Source organism: Clostridium beijerinckii (genome assembly GCF_008705175.1).
Classification (GTDB): Bacteria; Bacillota; Clostridia; order Clostridiales; family Clostridiaceae; genus Clostridium; species Clostridium beijerinckii.
Genome location: NZ_CP043998.1, coordinates 3010586 through 3025493, shown reverse-complemented (window position 1 = coordinate 3025493; position 14908 = coordinate 3010586). Strand labels below are relative to the sequence as shown.

Sequence of the window (14908 nt, the reverse complement as noted above, 5' to 3'; positions counted from 1 at the left end):
GTATTACTAATATAAAGGCAATCAAAAAATAACTAGTCCATCTGCTAATCTATATTCAATCATGCTTTTTAGGCAGATAACACTAATATGTCCGGTCCACTATGAGTGATATCCGCTTTCTTGGCGAATGATATACCCATGGCAATTTTGGACTTGTTATTTTCTTTCAAGTGCCTAAAATGAAAAATTAAGATGCAAGCACATAAAAATAAATACAATATTAGATTGTGCGAGCTTAGAAGGAGAAGATAAGATTATGAAAAAATTAATGATAGGTTTATTAACAGCAGTAACAATTGTGGGGATGTCAGCTCAAGCATTTGCAGCAGATGATATATCAAGGCACAAATCTAATCCAGCGAATATTATTTCTGATACTGTTCCAATATCAAACTATGCACCTAAGGATGTTGATATAAATAAGGTAGCAATATGCGGAAAAAATATTGAAATTGGAAGAAACGGAGTTTCAATATATAAGGGAAAAATTATGGTTCCGCTAAAATTTACGGCAGAGAGTCTTGGGTTTAAAGTTGAGCCAGATAAGGATAATAAAGTTATAAGCTTAGATAATGGTACAATTAAGACAAATGTTTATGTGGGACAAGATAGTTATTATTACTCAAGCAGCAAAGCAATAGGATTAACTATGATGCATGAATTAGGTGCAGAACCTATAATAGAGGATAATATGGTGTATGTTCCAATTAATTTTTATAATTTTCTATTCAGTGATCAAAAAACAGTAGGAAGCTTTTTTGTAAGAGATAAAGATGGACAATGGATTTATTCAGCTAATGGGGAGTTAGCAGTAGGATGGAAGTTAATAAATAATAAGTGGTATTTCATGAATAATAATGGCATAATGCAAAGAGGATGGGTTCAAACTAATGGCAATTGGTACTATTTATTAAATAATGGAGAAATGGCTGCAGGCGCAGTAACCCCAGATGGATATAAAGTAGATGAAAATGGAAAATGGGATGGTAAACCAGCTGCTACTGTAGTAAATAAACCTGAAGATGCAGATGATATAATAAGTCCTATTGAGAGATTTGATACTATAGACGAAGCACAAAAAGCATTAAAATTTAAGATTACAGTGCCAAAAGAATTATTAGGTAAATACAATATAAAATATATAAATACTATATCAAGAGATTTATTTCAAATATGCTATGTAAACAAACAAAATGACATTATATTTAGAATGGGACAAGGAACTTATGATATAAGTGGTGATTATAACAACTATAAAATCAATAATACTGTAAGTATAAACGGAATCAATGTAAAAGTAAAAGGAGATGACAATCTTATTAAGGTTGCTGTTTGGAGCGTAAACAATATGTCATATTCTATCTCACTAAATGATGGTATGAAACAAGATGATATTATTAATATTGTAAAAAGTACTTTTTAGTTATACAGAAAATCAACACAAAGACCTAATTTGTGCCCCAAATGATAGAAATTCAATACATATTTCTTCATATGGATTGATGAAATTTTTACTGGAATGTTCGAAGACGAAGGTTTTATCTATTTATGTATATTTCATAAACAAATTTTAGAGATGCAATATCTAGGACAACCTCTATCTAAGGATATTTATTAAGATAAATTTCAAGTAACACCATAGCAAATATGTATCTTGTTTCTATCTAGAGGTACAAAACAGGTTTTGTAAAAAAATATAGATACATATTAACCAAGTTTATGATTATATATTCTAGCAAATAATTCTCATTACATATTATTATAATTATAATTAAATAAAGTAAGTTAATCAGAACTTGTATTAGAAAGAAATTTAAATAACAAGTAACATAAGTAGAGACATGAATAATAAGGAAGAGTTAATTTTGGGACTATGGATAAACAGTTTGAAATATAGATTTAAGCAATACTATAACGTTTCATATGGTATTTATTAGATAAAGATATTTAGTTGCTAAAATGGTGAAATCTACACCTTAGAATCTTCGGCGATATTTTCATAGCTTTTCGGAACAAAATATTTATGATTTCGGTAAGTTACCACATAAATTTAGTTTTAAAGTTGAATATCTACAATACATTGTTGTGCTACTGGATGGAAGGATGAGTTTTTTAATGAAAGATGTTTCATTGCGTACGGATGAAATTATTTCACAAGATTTAGATCATTATGGAGATATGCTGCTGAGGCTTGCATATTCATATATGAAAAATATATACGATGCAGAAGATGCTGTTCAAGATGTTTTTGTACAATTGCTTAAAAATATAGAGATATTTGAAAGCGACGATCACAAAAAGCATTGGCTTATTTGTGTTACCAGAAATATATGCAAAAATAAGTTGAAATCAGTATGGTTTAAAAAGCATGTAGAGTTAACTGATATGCCCTATTATGATGAATATAAAGATAACAATGTTTTAAATCAGGTTATGAAACTTCCACTGAAATATAGAGAAATTATTCATTTATATTATTATGAAGGCTATACTACGGTTGAAATATCAAATATAGTAAATAAGAAAGAAGCTACAGTAAGATCATTACTTAGCAGAGGAAGAAATATGTTAAAAATAGAGCTGAAGGAGGAGTATGATTTTGAGTAAGAAATATAAAGAAGAACTAAATAAAATAGTGATGAATGATGATATGAAAAAAAGAATACTCCAAAATGTTTTGGCTGAAAATAAAAATGATAATAATGAAGAAAAAGAAATAAAAGTTGAAACTACTATGCCAAAAGTAAAGAAATATAATGTTAAAAGAAATATGCAAATGGCGGCAGCCTTTGGTGCAATACTTATATGTTTAAGTGTAGCTAAAAGTTATCCTATGCTTTTCAAACATTCGTCTAATGATTTAGAACAGACTGAAGTGGAAGAAAATCATGAGGATAAGAATAATGACTTAAAATCTAGTGATGATAGTGAATTGATCTATAATAATGATAGTAAAGAAGCATCTGACAGTGATCATAAAGAAGAGATAGCTGTAAATCAAAATAATAGAAATAATAATAAAAATGATAATAACTATAATAATGGCAGTAATCATGTGAACAAAAATACCAATAATGCCTCAAAAGCTGGGCAGGAAGGAAAAGACAACTCACAATCTAACTCAGTATCAGAGGAAAAGAAGAGGCAGACACCCGAAAATAAAAATAATGATAATAAAGCTACTGATAATAAGGCTATAGAAAATTCAAATACTTCTTCAAAAACAAATCATAAAGATGATATTAATAATAAAGAAGAAAAAAATCCAACAAGCACAGATCAAAAAACAGCTCCAGAAGATGTAAAAGAAAATAAAATATCAGAAGATAATACAGATGATAGTGTCTCTAGTACATCGGTTGTAATGGACAAAAATGTAGGTTATAGTCAAGAATATAAGACATTAGATGAAGCGGAAAAAGCATTGAATTTGAAAGTAAATCCATTAAAAACATTGCCTAATGGATTTAAAGTAGAAAATGTAAGTGTTATATCAAATGAAATGATACAAGTAGATTATAACAATGGTAATAACAATATGATTTTCAGAGCAGGTAAAAGCACTGATAATATAAGTGGAGATTATAATACCTATCAAGTTAAGAATACAGTAAAAGTAAATGGGATAGACATAACTCTTGAAGGAAATAAAAATGAAGAGTATAACTTAGCAACATGGAAAAAAGATGATATATCATATTCAATTTCAACTGAAGGTGGTATTAATGAAAAAACAGTATTAGATATGATAATGTAACCACACTATTTTTTAAAGCTTATAAAACCATGAGGTATCTTATAATGATATTTCATGGTTTTAATTTGCTTTGTAATGGACAACACTAATTTTTTTTAGATATTTAGTGTTGTTATTTTTATAAAAAAATAAATTAGAACCAATTCTCCTTAATATTTAATTCGTAATATTCTTACAGAATATGTTATAATTAGTTAGATATGGACAGCGGTTTAATTAACTCAAAACAGAAAGACATTGGGGGATGGAGAGGTAAAGAGTGGCGAAGTTAATAATTATAAGAGGCAATTCTGGAAGTGGTAAGACTACTACAGGAAAAGCCTTGCAGAAAAAAATTGGACAAGACACAATGCTAATTTCGCAAGATGTTGTTAGAAGGGACATCCTATTTGCAAAAGATGGACCCAATCCAAAAGCAGGTGAATTAATATTTGAACTTGTACTATATGGAAAGAGCCATTGTAATATAGTAATTTTAGAAGGAATTTTAAATTCAAAGTGGTATAAAAAATTATTTCAAGATTTATCAGACGAATTCGGCAATCAAATCTTTGCATATTATTTTGATATACCATTTGAGGAAACTTTAAATCGTCATAGGCAAAAGTCCAATTCACATGAATTTGGAGAGAAAGAAATGAGAGAATGGTGGAACGAAAAAGATTTATCGGATGCTATTTCAGAAGTGTGCTTACATAAGGATTTAAGCTTAAATGAAATAGTTAATATAATCTATCGAGACGTTATAAAGTAAAGTAGAAATTAAAATTTATAGGAGTGATTGAAGAATGGAAGATTTTCCTGAGTTTATGAAAAGAGAAAAGAATAAAGTTCCATCGGAACAGCAGAATACGAGAGATATTGAAGGGTATTATTATAAATACTAAATTAAAGATTAAGGAGAGCAATATGGAACAAATATGGGAAAAGCTTTATAAAGAAGCCATTAATGTAATAAATCCACATGAAATTTCAAGTACAATGTGGGTTGGAAGCGTTGCTTCAGCTGTGCTAACAAAAAGAGGAAATATTTATACAGGAATTTGTATTGATACAAATAGTTCATTAGGAATGTGCGCAGAGAGAAATGCTTTATCAACAATGCTCACACATGGAGAAAACGAAGTAGATAAAGTCGTTTCTGTTTATAAGGATGGTAAAGTTATACCTTCTTGTGGCGCATGCAGAGAATTTATGATGCATCTTGGAAAAGATTCAGATAACATTGAAATATTACTTGATAATCAAGGAAGGTCAATCAAGCTAATTGACCTGCTTCCAGAATATCCAAGATATAAATAGTTTTGCGATATTTGAATTATAATTTCTAATTAAATACTGGTTATTATCAATATTAATTTGTAGAGGAGAAAGAATAAAATGAACTATCCTATTCCTAGTCATATTAAAGAGTCTTTTCAATTAGCTGATTCCAATAACAGCGAATATAAAGTAAAAGGGAAATTAAAATGTTCTTGTGGCACTGAGAACTTTAATGTTTATCAAAGTAACAACAAAATGATTGTAAAGGCAACATGCCAAAAATGTAATAAAGAAATTAGTATTTTTGATGCCGGAAAGCATGGATGGAACGGTTTTGTATGTAAGTATGATTCTTTAGATAGAACCCAATTATTTAAGAAAGTAATTTGTGAAAAATGTAAAGAAGATGCTTTCGTAATATCAATGGAAATTTATTCGCAAGGAAAACAGGATTTTATCGACGAATGTGTCAGTAACGATGATTCTTTTTCAGAAGAAGATTGGGTTAATGGTTTTGAATGGATATGCATTTCGCTAAGTTGCGCAGAATGTAGTAATCATAGTGAGAATTGGATGGAACATGAGACGATGTAATATAATAGTTTTTGACAAATGGAGGTAAGAGATGATTTTCTTTGATATAGATGATACATTATTAGATCATAAAAGTTCTGAATTACTTGGGATAGAATAATTTTATGAAGAGTATAAGCATTACTTTAAGCTTGAAAAAAATAAGAATACTATTTAGATAAAAGGGGGAAAAGAATGATAAAATTAGGAAATGTAATCATCATTTTAGCATTTATAGCCGCTTTATTTTTTGCTGTTATTGCAATAATTAGAGGGCATAAAGGGATGAAGATGAGTAAACGCTTTGATACATCAGATAAAAAAGTAAAAGTTAGTTATTGGTTACTTTCTGCTATACATATGTGGGTCGGTATTTTGATAACATTGTGTTATTTGATTGCAGGAGTATTCATTTTAAATAAATTATAGGAGAGGTGATTTAATGGGATTTATAATTTTCTTTCCATTCTTTGCAGCTATAATTGGAATTATCATTGCTCTTATTTGTTTTATAGGAACAGGCTTGATAATTATCGGTGGTACAGGCATAGCGATGAATAAAATATACTTGAAACAGATGAAAACAAAAGACAGTGCATTAAATTTTTCATTTAATATAGGTTCAATAATTTTAGGAAGCATATTTATATTATTTCCTTTAGGATGTGTTTTATATGGTATTATTTTTTCATTAGCATCAAAATAAGCGTATAAGCAGTGTTTATATAATAAATATAATCAGTAGTAGACTTAATATAAAATATTCTATTGTTATATATGAAATTTAATGAGTGGCTGTAAGTTAAATATCTAGTCAATAGCGTGAAAAATTTTAAAAAGAGTAAATGTAAAGAGGAGTATATATGGACTTTCAAACTTGCTTTGATAAATCTTCATCTATTTTAATGGAGGGAGCTTTAGGAGAAAGATTAAAAAGAGAATTTAATATTATATTTGATGAGAAGGTTGCGATGGCTGGGTTAGTTTATAATTCTGATTCAAGACAAGCCATGTGCAGCATTTTTCAAGAATATTTAAAAACTGCTGAAAAATATGAATTACCATTTATTGCGACAACACCTACAAGAAGAGCAAATAAAGAGCGTGTCGTAGAATCTGAATTTACTGAAAAAATAATAGAAGATAATGTGAAATTTCTGCAAGGAATAAAAAGTAATGCAAAGATAGATATGTTGTTTGTAGGTGGTTTAATGGGATGCAAAGGGGATGCATACAAAGCCAGTGATGCCTTATCAATAGATGACGCAAAGGAATTCCATTCATGGCAGGCAAATTTATTTAAAGAGTCGGGAGTAGATTTTCTATTTGCAGGCATTATGCCTGCGATATCTGAGGCAATTGGAATTGCAAAAGCTATGGAAAGTACAGAATTGCCATATATAATTAGTTTTATGATTAGGGATGATGGACGGCTAATAGATGGAACTACTATTAATGACGCAATTTTACATATAGATAATGCTACAGTTAAAAAGCCTATTTGCTATATGGTAAACTGTGTTCATCCAGTAATATTAAAAAAATCTTTATCTTATTCTTTCAATAAAACAAAATTAGTTAAAGAAAGATTTCATGGAATACAAGCAAACACTTCGCCATTATCCCCAGAAGAATTAGATAATTCTACTGATTTGAAATTTTCTGATAGTGTTAGTCTTGCTGATGACATGATGGATTTATATAAATATTTTGTTCCTAAAATTTTAGGAGGTTGTTGTGGAACTGACAATACTCATATAGAAGAAATAGCGAAAAGGTTAAAGTGTAAAAAAGTATGAAATCTGATGCAATTAAAATAAAAAGAAGAAGGCATCTAATATCTCTGATTCAAAAATGGGAAATGAATGTTAAATAATAACAAATATATGAGTTATAATATGGAGGATAATTATGAAAAAATGGTATGATGAAGAGTACGAATGGGAAATTGAGGTAACAGGATTTATTCGAAGTGACCACACAGAGAGGTATTGCCGAAATGGTGAGGAAGTTGGAGATAAGTATACATGCACCTATGGTTGTCCTGTAAATAAGGATGGACAGGGGATTTGCTCAAAAGTAATGATGATTATGTTTCCAATCATGGAGGCTGTCAGAAGTGGTGGAGATTTAGAGAATATTGGTGGAGATAGCAAGTATACTAAAGATGTTGTATGTCCAGATGGCTGCGTTATATTTAGAATGACGGCGAAGAAACTTGAAAATGAGAATTTTTATACAGGGAAGTTTTTCGATTAGGCTTAAATTTATATTATGTTAAGCTTAAAGATAGTCCGAATATATAAATTTCAGTTTAGTAATCTGGAAAACAGGAATTGAAATTTGAATTTTGTTCTATAGTTAGGTGGCAGAATGGAAAATGTACCTTTGAATACTGAATTTGTAAGCATTTAATATTGAACATTATAAATAGTCATTTGGAGATGAATTGATATGAATTTAAGATTATCTAATTTAAATGATTTACCCAGACTTAAAGCTGTGTATGGAAACATAATTGATAATATGAATAGAAACAACATACCAATTTGGGACGAAATATATCCGTGTGAGTTTTTCAGCAAGGATATTGAAAATAATCGCCTTTATTTGCTAGTTGAGAAAGATGATAATATAGTTGGCTCCTTTGCATTATGTGAATCAAATGCTGGAGAAAGTTGTGTGAAATGGGAGAATCCCAACTCTAAAGCATTATATATTGAACGTTTTGGAGTTAATGTTGATTATTCAAGACAAGGAATTGGCAGTATAATGCTTGAGCATGCCATTACACTAACTAAGCAGATGAACGTTAAATATTTAAGACTTTTTGTTATTAATATAAATAAACCAGCCATAAATTTATACCTAAAAAATGGATTAAGGCAGGTAGATGGAATCTATGAAGAAACAATTGACGCAAACATTACATTTCATGAATATGGATTTGAAATAGATGTATTAAGATAACACAAGTTTCAATTTCTCTAAGCAGGCAAAGCTAGACTATTATTATGTTATTAATAGATTTTCTTAAAAGGATTAGAATTATTATATCTCTATTAGTGACATAATGTATTCATAAGTATTTTATTTCTAAAACTTATGGAGGTTGTTGTGAAACTTAAAATGTTCATATAGAAGAAATAGCGAAAAGATTAGATTTGCTGGATTAATTTTAAAATGGAAAAAAATAAGATATACCTCATACAAAGAACTTTCTATGAGGTATGAGCTAAAGAACTTTTACTTCAGGGGAGTTTTGAATATTATAAAGAATTAAAAGAAATCACAGAAAATGAAACAAGTTTCTATAGTGATTTAAAGCAAGAACTTAAAAATCATAATGGTTATCAAGCTAAGAGTATTTTTCTTCAGATAATATTAGAAGAAAATGATTTGGATGAAATAATGGAATATGTAAGAGACAATCCAACAAGTATCGATAGCTATGCAGAAATTTTAATGTCTAAATTTAAAGATGAGGTTATAGAAATTTATAAAAAATACATAATGTTTGAAGCAAGTCGTGCTGTAAATAGAAGTCATTATAAAAATGTATGCAGAATAATTAAAAAATATAAAAAGATTCCAGGAAAGCAAAGTCAAATCCCAATAGTTAATGAATTAATAGCTTTATATAGAAAGAAACCAGCATTTTTAGATGAACTTAGCAGGATTAAATAAAGAATTAAGACAATATTTTTTCGTAAGATAAAATTAAAATATAAATAATAAAATTACCTCTTGACTTTAACCTTAACTGGAAGGTTTATACTATGATTGTCGACAGGAAGGAGAATTAATTGTGTACACCATTGGACAGTTTTCTAAAATTGGGAGAGTTTCAACTAAGACACTTCGTTATTATGATGAGATTAATCTGTTAAAACCTATGTATGTGGACAGAGATACTCAGTACAGATATTATGCATATGAACAGGTTTTAAAACTTCTTTCTATATCTGAATTAAAAGAATATGGATTGAAGTTAGAAGAAATTAAAGCCATTATGGATAAGGAAGATGCTGACTTGCTTAAAAAGTTTTTACAGGACAAAATTGCTGAGATTAATAAGGAAGTTCAAAACAATATATGAATAGTGTGATATTTTCTTGTTATGGAGGTATAACATGATCTTATAATAATTTTTATATTTACCATTCTAAGCACAATCTATATAGATAGATTAGTAAGCATTAAGTTTCGAGATGAAAGAAGATCTGTATGGAAAGCGATACATATAGTTGCTTATATAATAATATTTATTCCTTTGCTGTGTATAGCATACTTAGTATCTGACGGAAACTTAATTGAAATTGGAATATTGTTTCTTAGCATATTATTATATTTAAGCTTTAAAAATATAATAAGCCCAAGATTTAACTATATGGTTTAGCATAATTTAAACCTTGTCAAAAATAAATAAATTTTCAAAGTTTCCATTAAACATTCTTTTAAAGGAACATAGTTTTAAATAAAACTTTTTTTAAATTTAAAAATGAGCGAATTTAAGAAGAAAAAAGAAAAAAAGTTAAGAAGTTAAGAATAAAAAAGGTTAACAATTTATAGGAAACATGGAGGCTTAGAGATGTTGAAAAGCTTTTAAAAAATAATATAATCTGAAAATTTAAAGGATGAAATATTTATTTGTGATATATTTAGCGATAAATATAGATGATCTAATTAATATTTGATGCAGTAAATAAAAAATGTACTACTAGAAAACATAATAGTATAACATTTACAAAACATGCTATAATTTACTTATAAACAAACATAATATTCATAGAGTATTAAATAATGATTTAAGCAACTGAAATCAGGATAATAAATTAGAATTTATATGATACGTTTAGGAGGATAATATGTTTCCAAGTAGAGAAGTGGCTGAAAAAGAATTAGAAATAGCAGGACAATTAAATCAAGGACCATGGACAGAGCATTCTATAAATGTTGGATTAGCAGCACAAATTATTGCTGAAAAATGTAGTAATCTTAATCCAGACAAAGCTTATGTGCTAGGACTTCTTCATGATATAGGTAGAAGATATGGTATAAGCGCAAGAAGACATGGCATTGATGGATATAAATTTATGTTGGAAAAGGGGTGGGATGAAGTAGGAAGAATTTGTTTGACACATTCATTTCCGGTTCCTGACTTTGATAAAGAAATAGGACAAAATGATATGAGTGATGAAGAAAGTGAATTTGTTAGAAAATATATTAATGATTTAACCTATGATGACTATGATAGATTATTAATTCTTTGTGATTCACTTGCTGACGCTCAAGGATTTTGTATGTTAGAAAAGCGGTTTGTTAATACTACAAGACGCTATGGAACATTTCCATTTACAGTAGAACGTTGGAATGCAACATTTGAAATGAAAGATTATTTTGAAAAGCAGATGAATTGCTCTATATATGATATTCTTCCTAATATAAAAGAAACTACATTTATGGAGGCGCCATTATGGAAACCACCAGTAAAATAGAAATAGATAACATTCCAGCGATCTTATGGGGAGAACCTTCAGATAAAATATATATATTTGTTCATGGAAAAATGTCTAGCAAAGAAAGTGCACATGAGTTTTCACAGATAGCATCAGAAAGAGGATATCAGGTTCTTAGTTTTGATCTCCCAGAACATGGTAAAAGGAAAGATAAAAACTATCTATGCAATGTTTGGAATGGAGTACATGATCTCGAAAAAATTGGAGCATATGTACAAGAAAATTGGAAAGAAATAAACTTATTTGGGTGCAGTCTTGGCGCGTATTTCAGTTTGCACGCATATAAGAATCTTCCAATAAAGAAATGCTTATTTCAATCACCAATTGTTGATATGGAGCATCTTATATGCAAAATGTTCAAATGGTTCAATGTTACAGAAGAGTTACTTAGAGAAAAAAAGGAAATATATACTCCAATTGAAACTCTTTCATGGGATTATTACAGCTATGTGAAAGAACACTCAATTAATAAATGGAATATACCTACTGCAATTATTTATGGATCAGAAGATAATTTGCAAAGTCATGAGGTTATAGATAATTTTTCAAAAAAATTTAATAGCGATTTAACCGTATCAATTGGAAGTGAACATGATTTTCATACAGAGGAACAATCCCGAGCTATCACAAAGTGGTTGGAAAAATACATCTAAACGTAAGCCTGGATTTGCATTCTACAAATCCAAGCTTATAATAGGCTATAATCATAGTGGGTGGCAGCTCAAAGAAAACTAAAATAAACTAGAGTGTTTTACTATAAAATTTTTCTGTATTTTTCAGAATGTTGTTTTTAACATATGTAAAAGTTTTGTCTTCTCCTTCATTGGCGAGTTTATTAAGCAAATCTTCTAAAAGAGCACGTACATCTTCATGTAATACATAATAATGTTTTCTGTTTTCGTAATAACTAAGAGGACTTTCATCAGTATATATTTCTTTTAAATAATTTTTTGAAGCACAAACCCTGTCTATAAACATTTCTACAACATAATTAACAGGCATTTTCATTCCTTTAAGACCTTCTGCTTCATTTACTCCATAATCAATCCAATATTCGAAATGATGCTTATTCCTACCCTTATGATGTAGCCATGCTGATGAATATCCTTCAACAGCTTTTTGAACACCATTAGGACTTGCATACCCCTTATAATACTTTATTCCAGCTGAAAACTCTACAAACGAATATTTAGACAGATCATGAAGTAATCCTTGCTTATATAAACCTACTTTAAAACAATATTTCATAACTAATAGTTTATGGTTAGTTATAGTTTTAAAATGATTAATAAAATTCATAATTCTTATTTTCTCCTATCTGAAACTAGGCTTATGTTTAAATCAACTGAAGTAATAAATATTTTTGATTCGAAACACTATTAAGATACTTATCATAAAATTATATTACTAATTTCGGTGAGTTATATTTATAGACCTAGGCTATAGTTTTGCTATATATTTTGCAATTCACAATGCACATTTCACAATTCACAATTACGGATAAAATTCTTATAATATTTTTAGAATTATGATGAAGGATTATTTTTGCAATATATATATTATATATTTTTTGTGTTTAAACATAAAGAGGTTAAACTCAGAATAAGAATAATGAAAATATCTAAGAATTATAGATAACTAAACTAATACCTGAACTTATGAGTGTGCCTCATCGAAATGAATAACGCACTTTTGTTCCAAAAAGCTATGAAATATATTTATGATTTCTGATTGAAAGATATTTCATAGTCTAAGTATAGTTTATGATTATGTTATCTATACACAATAATTTTTTAATAAATATCAAATTTTTTTATTGGAAAACAGTTGACTAATTTTATCAATAAAGTTAATATAATATTACAAAATACAATATAACAAAATTTAATTTTATAAAATTTAATTATTAATTTAGAACAACTTATTGAAATTTTTATAAATTGTATATTATCAAAGAATATATAAATGATTATTAGGAGAGGTGTTGGTAATATGAAAGATATTATTATAATTGGAGGAGGACCAGCTGCCCTTACAGCAGCATTATATGCAGGTAGAGCCGGATTAGATGCATTAATGCTTGAAAAACAATATGAAGGTGGCCAGATAGTTACTACAAATGAAGTGGAAAATTATCCTGGTTTTCGCAGCATAACAGGTTCAGAACTTGCCAATACTATGTATGAACATGCAAAAGATTTTGGAAGCATTATGAAATATGAAGAAGTAATAGATATAAAAGTTGATGGAGATATAAAAAAAGTTATAACTGGTGTGAATACTTATGAAAGTAAGGTCATAATCTTATCAATGGGTGCAAAGCCCAAAAAATTAGGAATTGATAGAGAAGAAGAACTTACAGGTAAAGGTGTATCATACTGTGCTACTTGTGACGGAGGCTTCTTTAGAAAAAAAGTAGTTGCTGTTGTAGGTGGTGGAGATACAGCAGTAGAGGATGCACTTCATCTTTCAAGAATTGCTGAAAAAGTATATGTAATTGTCAGAAGAGATTCACTTAGAGCAAATAAATCTGCACAAAAAAAGTTATTTGAAACAAATAATGTAGAAATAATCTGGAATAGTGGAGTTACAAAACTTAATGGAGAAGAAAAATTAAGTGGTATAGAAATTAAAAATAATAAAGATGGTAAGATAGATAATTTAGAAGTTAATGGTGTTTTTGTAGCAATTGGAAGTGATCCATCATCAGAATTAGTTAAAGACTTAGTAGCTTTGGATAAAAGTGGTTATATTATTGCAGATGAAAGCTGTAAAACAAATGTAGATGGTATATTTGCCATAGGAGATATTAGAGCAAAAGAAGTTAGGCAAGTACTTACAGCTGCTGCTGATGGAGCCGTTAGTATATATGGGGCAGAAAAATATTTGATAAACCACTAAGAAAATAGTTAAAATATAATATTAATAATTTAGGAGGAATGAATTATGAAAGTTAAATTTCAAGGAAATGAAGTAACATTAGAAGGAAGAGAAATTAAAGTTGGTGATACTGCACCAGACTTCGTAGTAACAGATAATGGTTTAAATGCTGTTAATTCGAAAGATTTTACAGGAAAGAGAGCATATGTAAGTGTTCCATCAATAGATACACCAGTATGTGATCTTGAAGTAAGGAAATTTAATGAAGAAGCTGGAAAATTAAACAATGTAAAGATATATGTAGTATCAATGGATCTACCTTTTGCACAAGGAAGATGGTGCGGAAATCAAGGCATTGATGCAGTTCAAACATTATCAGATTATAAGGATAGGAGCTTTGGTAAGGAATTCGGAACTTACATTAAAGAATTAGGGCTGCTAACAAGAGCAGTATTTGTAGTTGACGAAAATAACAAGGTTACTCATGTAGAATATTGCGAGGAAGTAACATCAGAACCAAATTACGAAGCTGCTTTAAATGCATTAAAGTAAGTTGAATTTTAATTGGGCACTGAGATATTGTTATAGCTTTGCATCCTTTGTGTACCTATAAGATGTCTTCTAAAGAAGAAAAACCAATAAAGATTAAAGTTCTCTAATATTATTTATAGATAGGAGGATTTTAGTCTTTATTTTTATTCTATAGAAACTTCCCATTAAGGCAAAAGTCTTTAAAAAGTATAATAAAAATAGTTTTATTTTCGTGTAAATTATATCTTTAGATAATTTGTGAACATTGTAGGTCTGGATTATGAAACCTAATAACTGGAAAGTTAAGTTTTAGTAGAAGAAAAAATAAAATATATTCGTATACTAGATTTTTATCACATATGTTTGAAAAAGTAGACGCATAAAA

18 protein-coding genes are annotated in these 14908 nt (G+C 28.7%); 17 read left to right on the top strand and 1 reads right to left on the bottom strand.

Going from position 1 to position 14908, the window contains the following annotated elements:
- Positions 1–256: 256 nt before the first annotated feature.
- From F3K33_RS13625 to F3K33_RS13550, 15 genes are all read left to right on the top strand, one after another.
- Positions 257–1423 (top strand): stalk domain-containing protein, encoded by a 1167-nt coding sequence (locus F3K33_RS13625; protein ID WP_039771080.1) that lies wholly within the window; start codon positions 257–259, stop codon positions 1421–1423.
- A gap of 692 nt (positions 1424–2115) precedes the next feature.
- Complete coding sequence (locus F3K33_RS13620; RefSeq protein ID WP_017210572.1) at positions 2116–2607, top strand: RNA polymerase sigma factor; 492 nt, start codon at positions 2116–2118, stop codon at positions 2605–2607.
- On the top strand, positions 2594–3757 hold the full coding sequence (locus tag F3K33_RS13615; RefSeq protein ID WP_039771077.1) for a hypothetical protein: 1164 nt from the start codon (positions 2594–2596) through the stop codon (positions 3755–3757). Before F3K33_RS13620 ends, F3K33_RS13615 begins: the two co-directional genes overlap by 14 nt.
- Before the next feature lie 259 nt (positions 3758–4016).
- Positions 4017–4511 (top strand): kinase, encoded by a 495-nt coding sequence (locus tag F3K33_RS13610; protein WP_039771075.1) that lies wholly within the window; start codon positions 4017–4019, stop codon positions 4509–4511.
- 155 nt (positions 4512–4666) lie between these two features.
- The gene (locus tag F3K33_RS13600) at positions 4667–5059 is read left to right on the top strand and encodes a cytidine deaminase family protein (RefSeq protein ID WP_023976381.1); all 393 of its coding nucleotides are present in this window, start codon (positions 4667–4669) and stop codon (positions 5057–5059) included.
- A gap of 78 nt (positions 5060–5137) precedes the next feature.
- Positions 5138–5614 carry a hypothetical protein gene (locus F3K33_RS13595; protein WP_023976380.1) on the top strand — a complete coding sequence of 159 codons (477 nt, stop codon included), beginning with the start codon at positions 5138–5140 and terminating at the stop codon, positions 5612–5614.
- 174 nt (positions 5615–5788) lie between these two features.
- Positions 5789–6022, top strand: a complete 234-nt coding sequence (locus F3K33_RS13590) for a hypothetical protein (protein ID WP_039771073.1) — start codon at positions 5789–5791, stop codon at positions 6020–6022.
- Positions 6023–6035: 13 nt separating this feature from the next.
- Positions 6036–6299 (top strand): hypothetical protein, encoded by a 264-nt coding sequence (locus F3K33_RS13585; protein WP_012058900.1) that lies wholly within the window; start codon positions 6036–6038, stop codon positions 6297–6299.
- 157 nt (positions 6300–6456) lie between these two features.
- Positions 6457–7392 (top strand): homocysteine S-methyltransferase family protein, encoded by a 936-nt coding sequence (locus tag F3K33_RS13580; RefSeq protein ID WP_039771071.1) that lies wholly within the window; start codon positions 6457–6459, stop codon positions 7390–7392.
- A gap of 112 nt (positions 7393–7504) precedes the next feature.
- Positions 7505–7852: a TIGR04076 family protein gene (locus F3K33_RS13575; protein ID WP_023975621.1), complete on the top strand. Its 348-nt coding sequence runs from the start codon at positions 7505–7507 to the stop codon at positions 7850–7852.
- 195 nt (positions 7853–8047) lie between these two features.
- Positions 8048–8563, top strand: a complete 516-nt coding sequence (locus F3K33_RS13570) for a GNAT family N-acetyltransferase (protein WP_023975620.1) — start codon at positions 8048–8050, stop codon at positions 8561–8563.
- 429 nt (positions 8564–8992) lie between these two features.
- Positions 8993–9280 carry a hypothetical protein gene (locus tag F3K33_RS26780; RefSeq protein WP_023975619.1) on the top strand — a complete coding sequence of 96 codons (288 nt, stop codon included), beginning with the start codon at positions 8993–8995 and terminating at the stop codon, positions 9278–9280.
- 121 nt (positions 9281–9401) lie between these two features.
- Entirely contained in the window at positions 9402–9692 is a 291-nt protein-coding gene (locus F3K33_RS13560) for a MerR family transcriptional regulator (protein WP_023975618.1), read from the top strand.
- A gap of 769 nt (positions 9693–10461) precedes the next feature.
- Positions 10462–11091 carry an HD domain-containing protein gene (locus F3K33_RS13555; protein WP_039771068.1) on the top strand — a complete coding sequence of 210 codons (630 nt, stop codon included), beginning with the start codon at positions 10462–10464 and terminating at the stop codon, positions 11089–11091.
- The gene (locus tag F3K33_RS13550; RefSeq protein ID WP_023975616.1) at positions 11070–11765 is read left to right on the top strand and encodes an alpha/beta hydrolase; all 696 of its coding nucleotides are present in this window, start codon (positions 11070–11072) and stop codon (positions 11763–11765) included. The genes F3K33_RS13555 and F3K33_RS13550 overlap by 22 nt, the downstream gene beginning before the upstream one ends.
- Before the next feature lie 88 nt (positions 11766–11853).
- Here F3K33_RS13550 and F3K33_RS13545 read toward each other — a convergent pair whose 3' ends face one another.
- On the bottom strand, positions 11854–12411 hold the full coding sequence (locus F3K33_RS13545; RefSeq protein ID WP_039771064.1) for a DUF5662 family protein: 558 nt from the start codon (positions 12409–12411) through the stop codon (positions 11854–11856).
- Between the two features lie 693 nt (positions 12412–13104).
- On the opposite strand from F3K33_RS13545, the gene trxB reads away from it, so the two are divergent.
- Together trxB and tpx are read left to right on the top strand one after the other, a co-directional pair.
- Positions 13105–14013: a thioredoxin-disulfide reductase gene (gene trxB, locus F3K33_RS13540; RefSeq protein ID WP_023975614.1), complete on the top strand. Its 909-nt coding sequence runs from the start codon at positions 13105–13107 to the stop codon at positions 14011–14013.
- Positions 14014–14058: 45 nt separating this feature from the next.
- The gene (tpx, locus tag F3K33_RS13535; protein WP_012058888.1) at positions 14059–14544 is read left to right on the top strand and encodes a thiol peroxidase; all 486 of its coding nucleotides are present in this window, start codon (positions 14059–14061) and stop codon (positions 14542–14544) included.
- Positions 14545–14908: the final 364 nt, after the last annotated feature.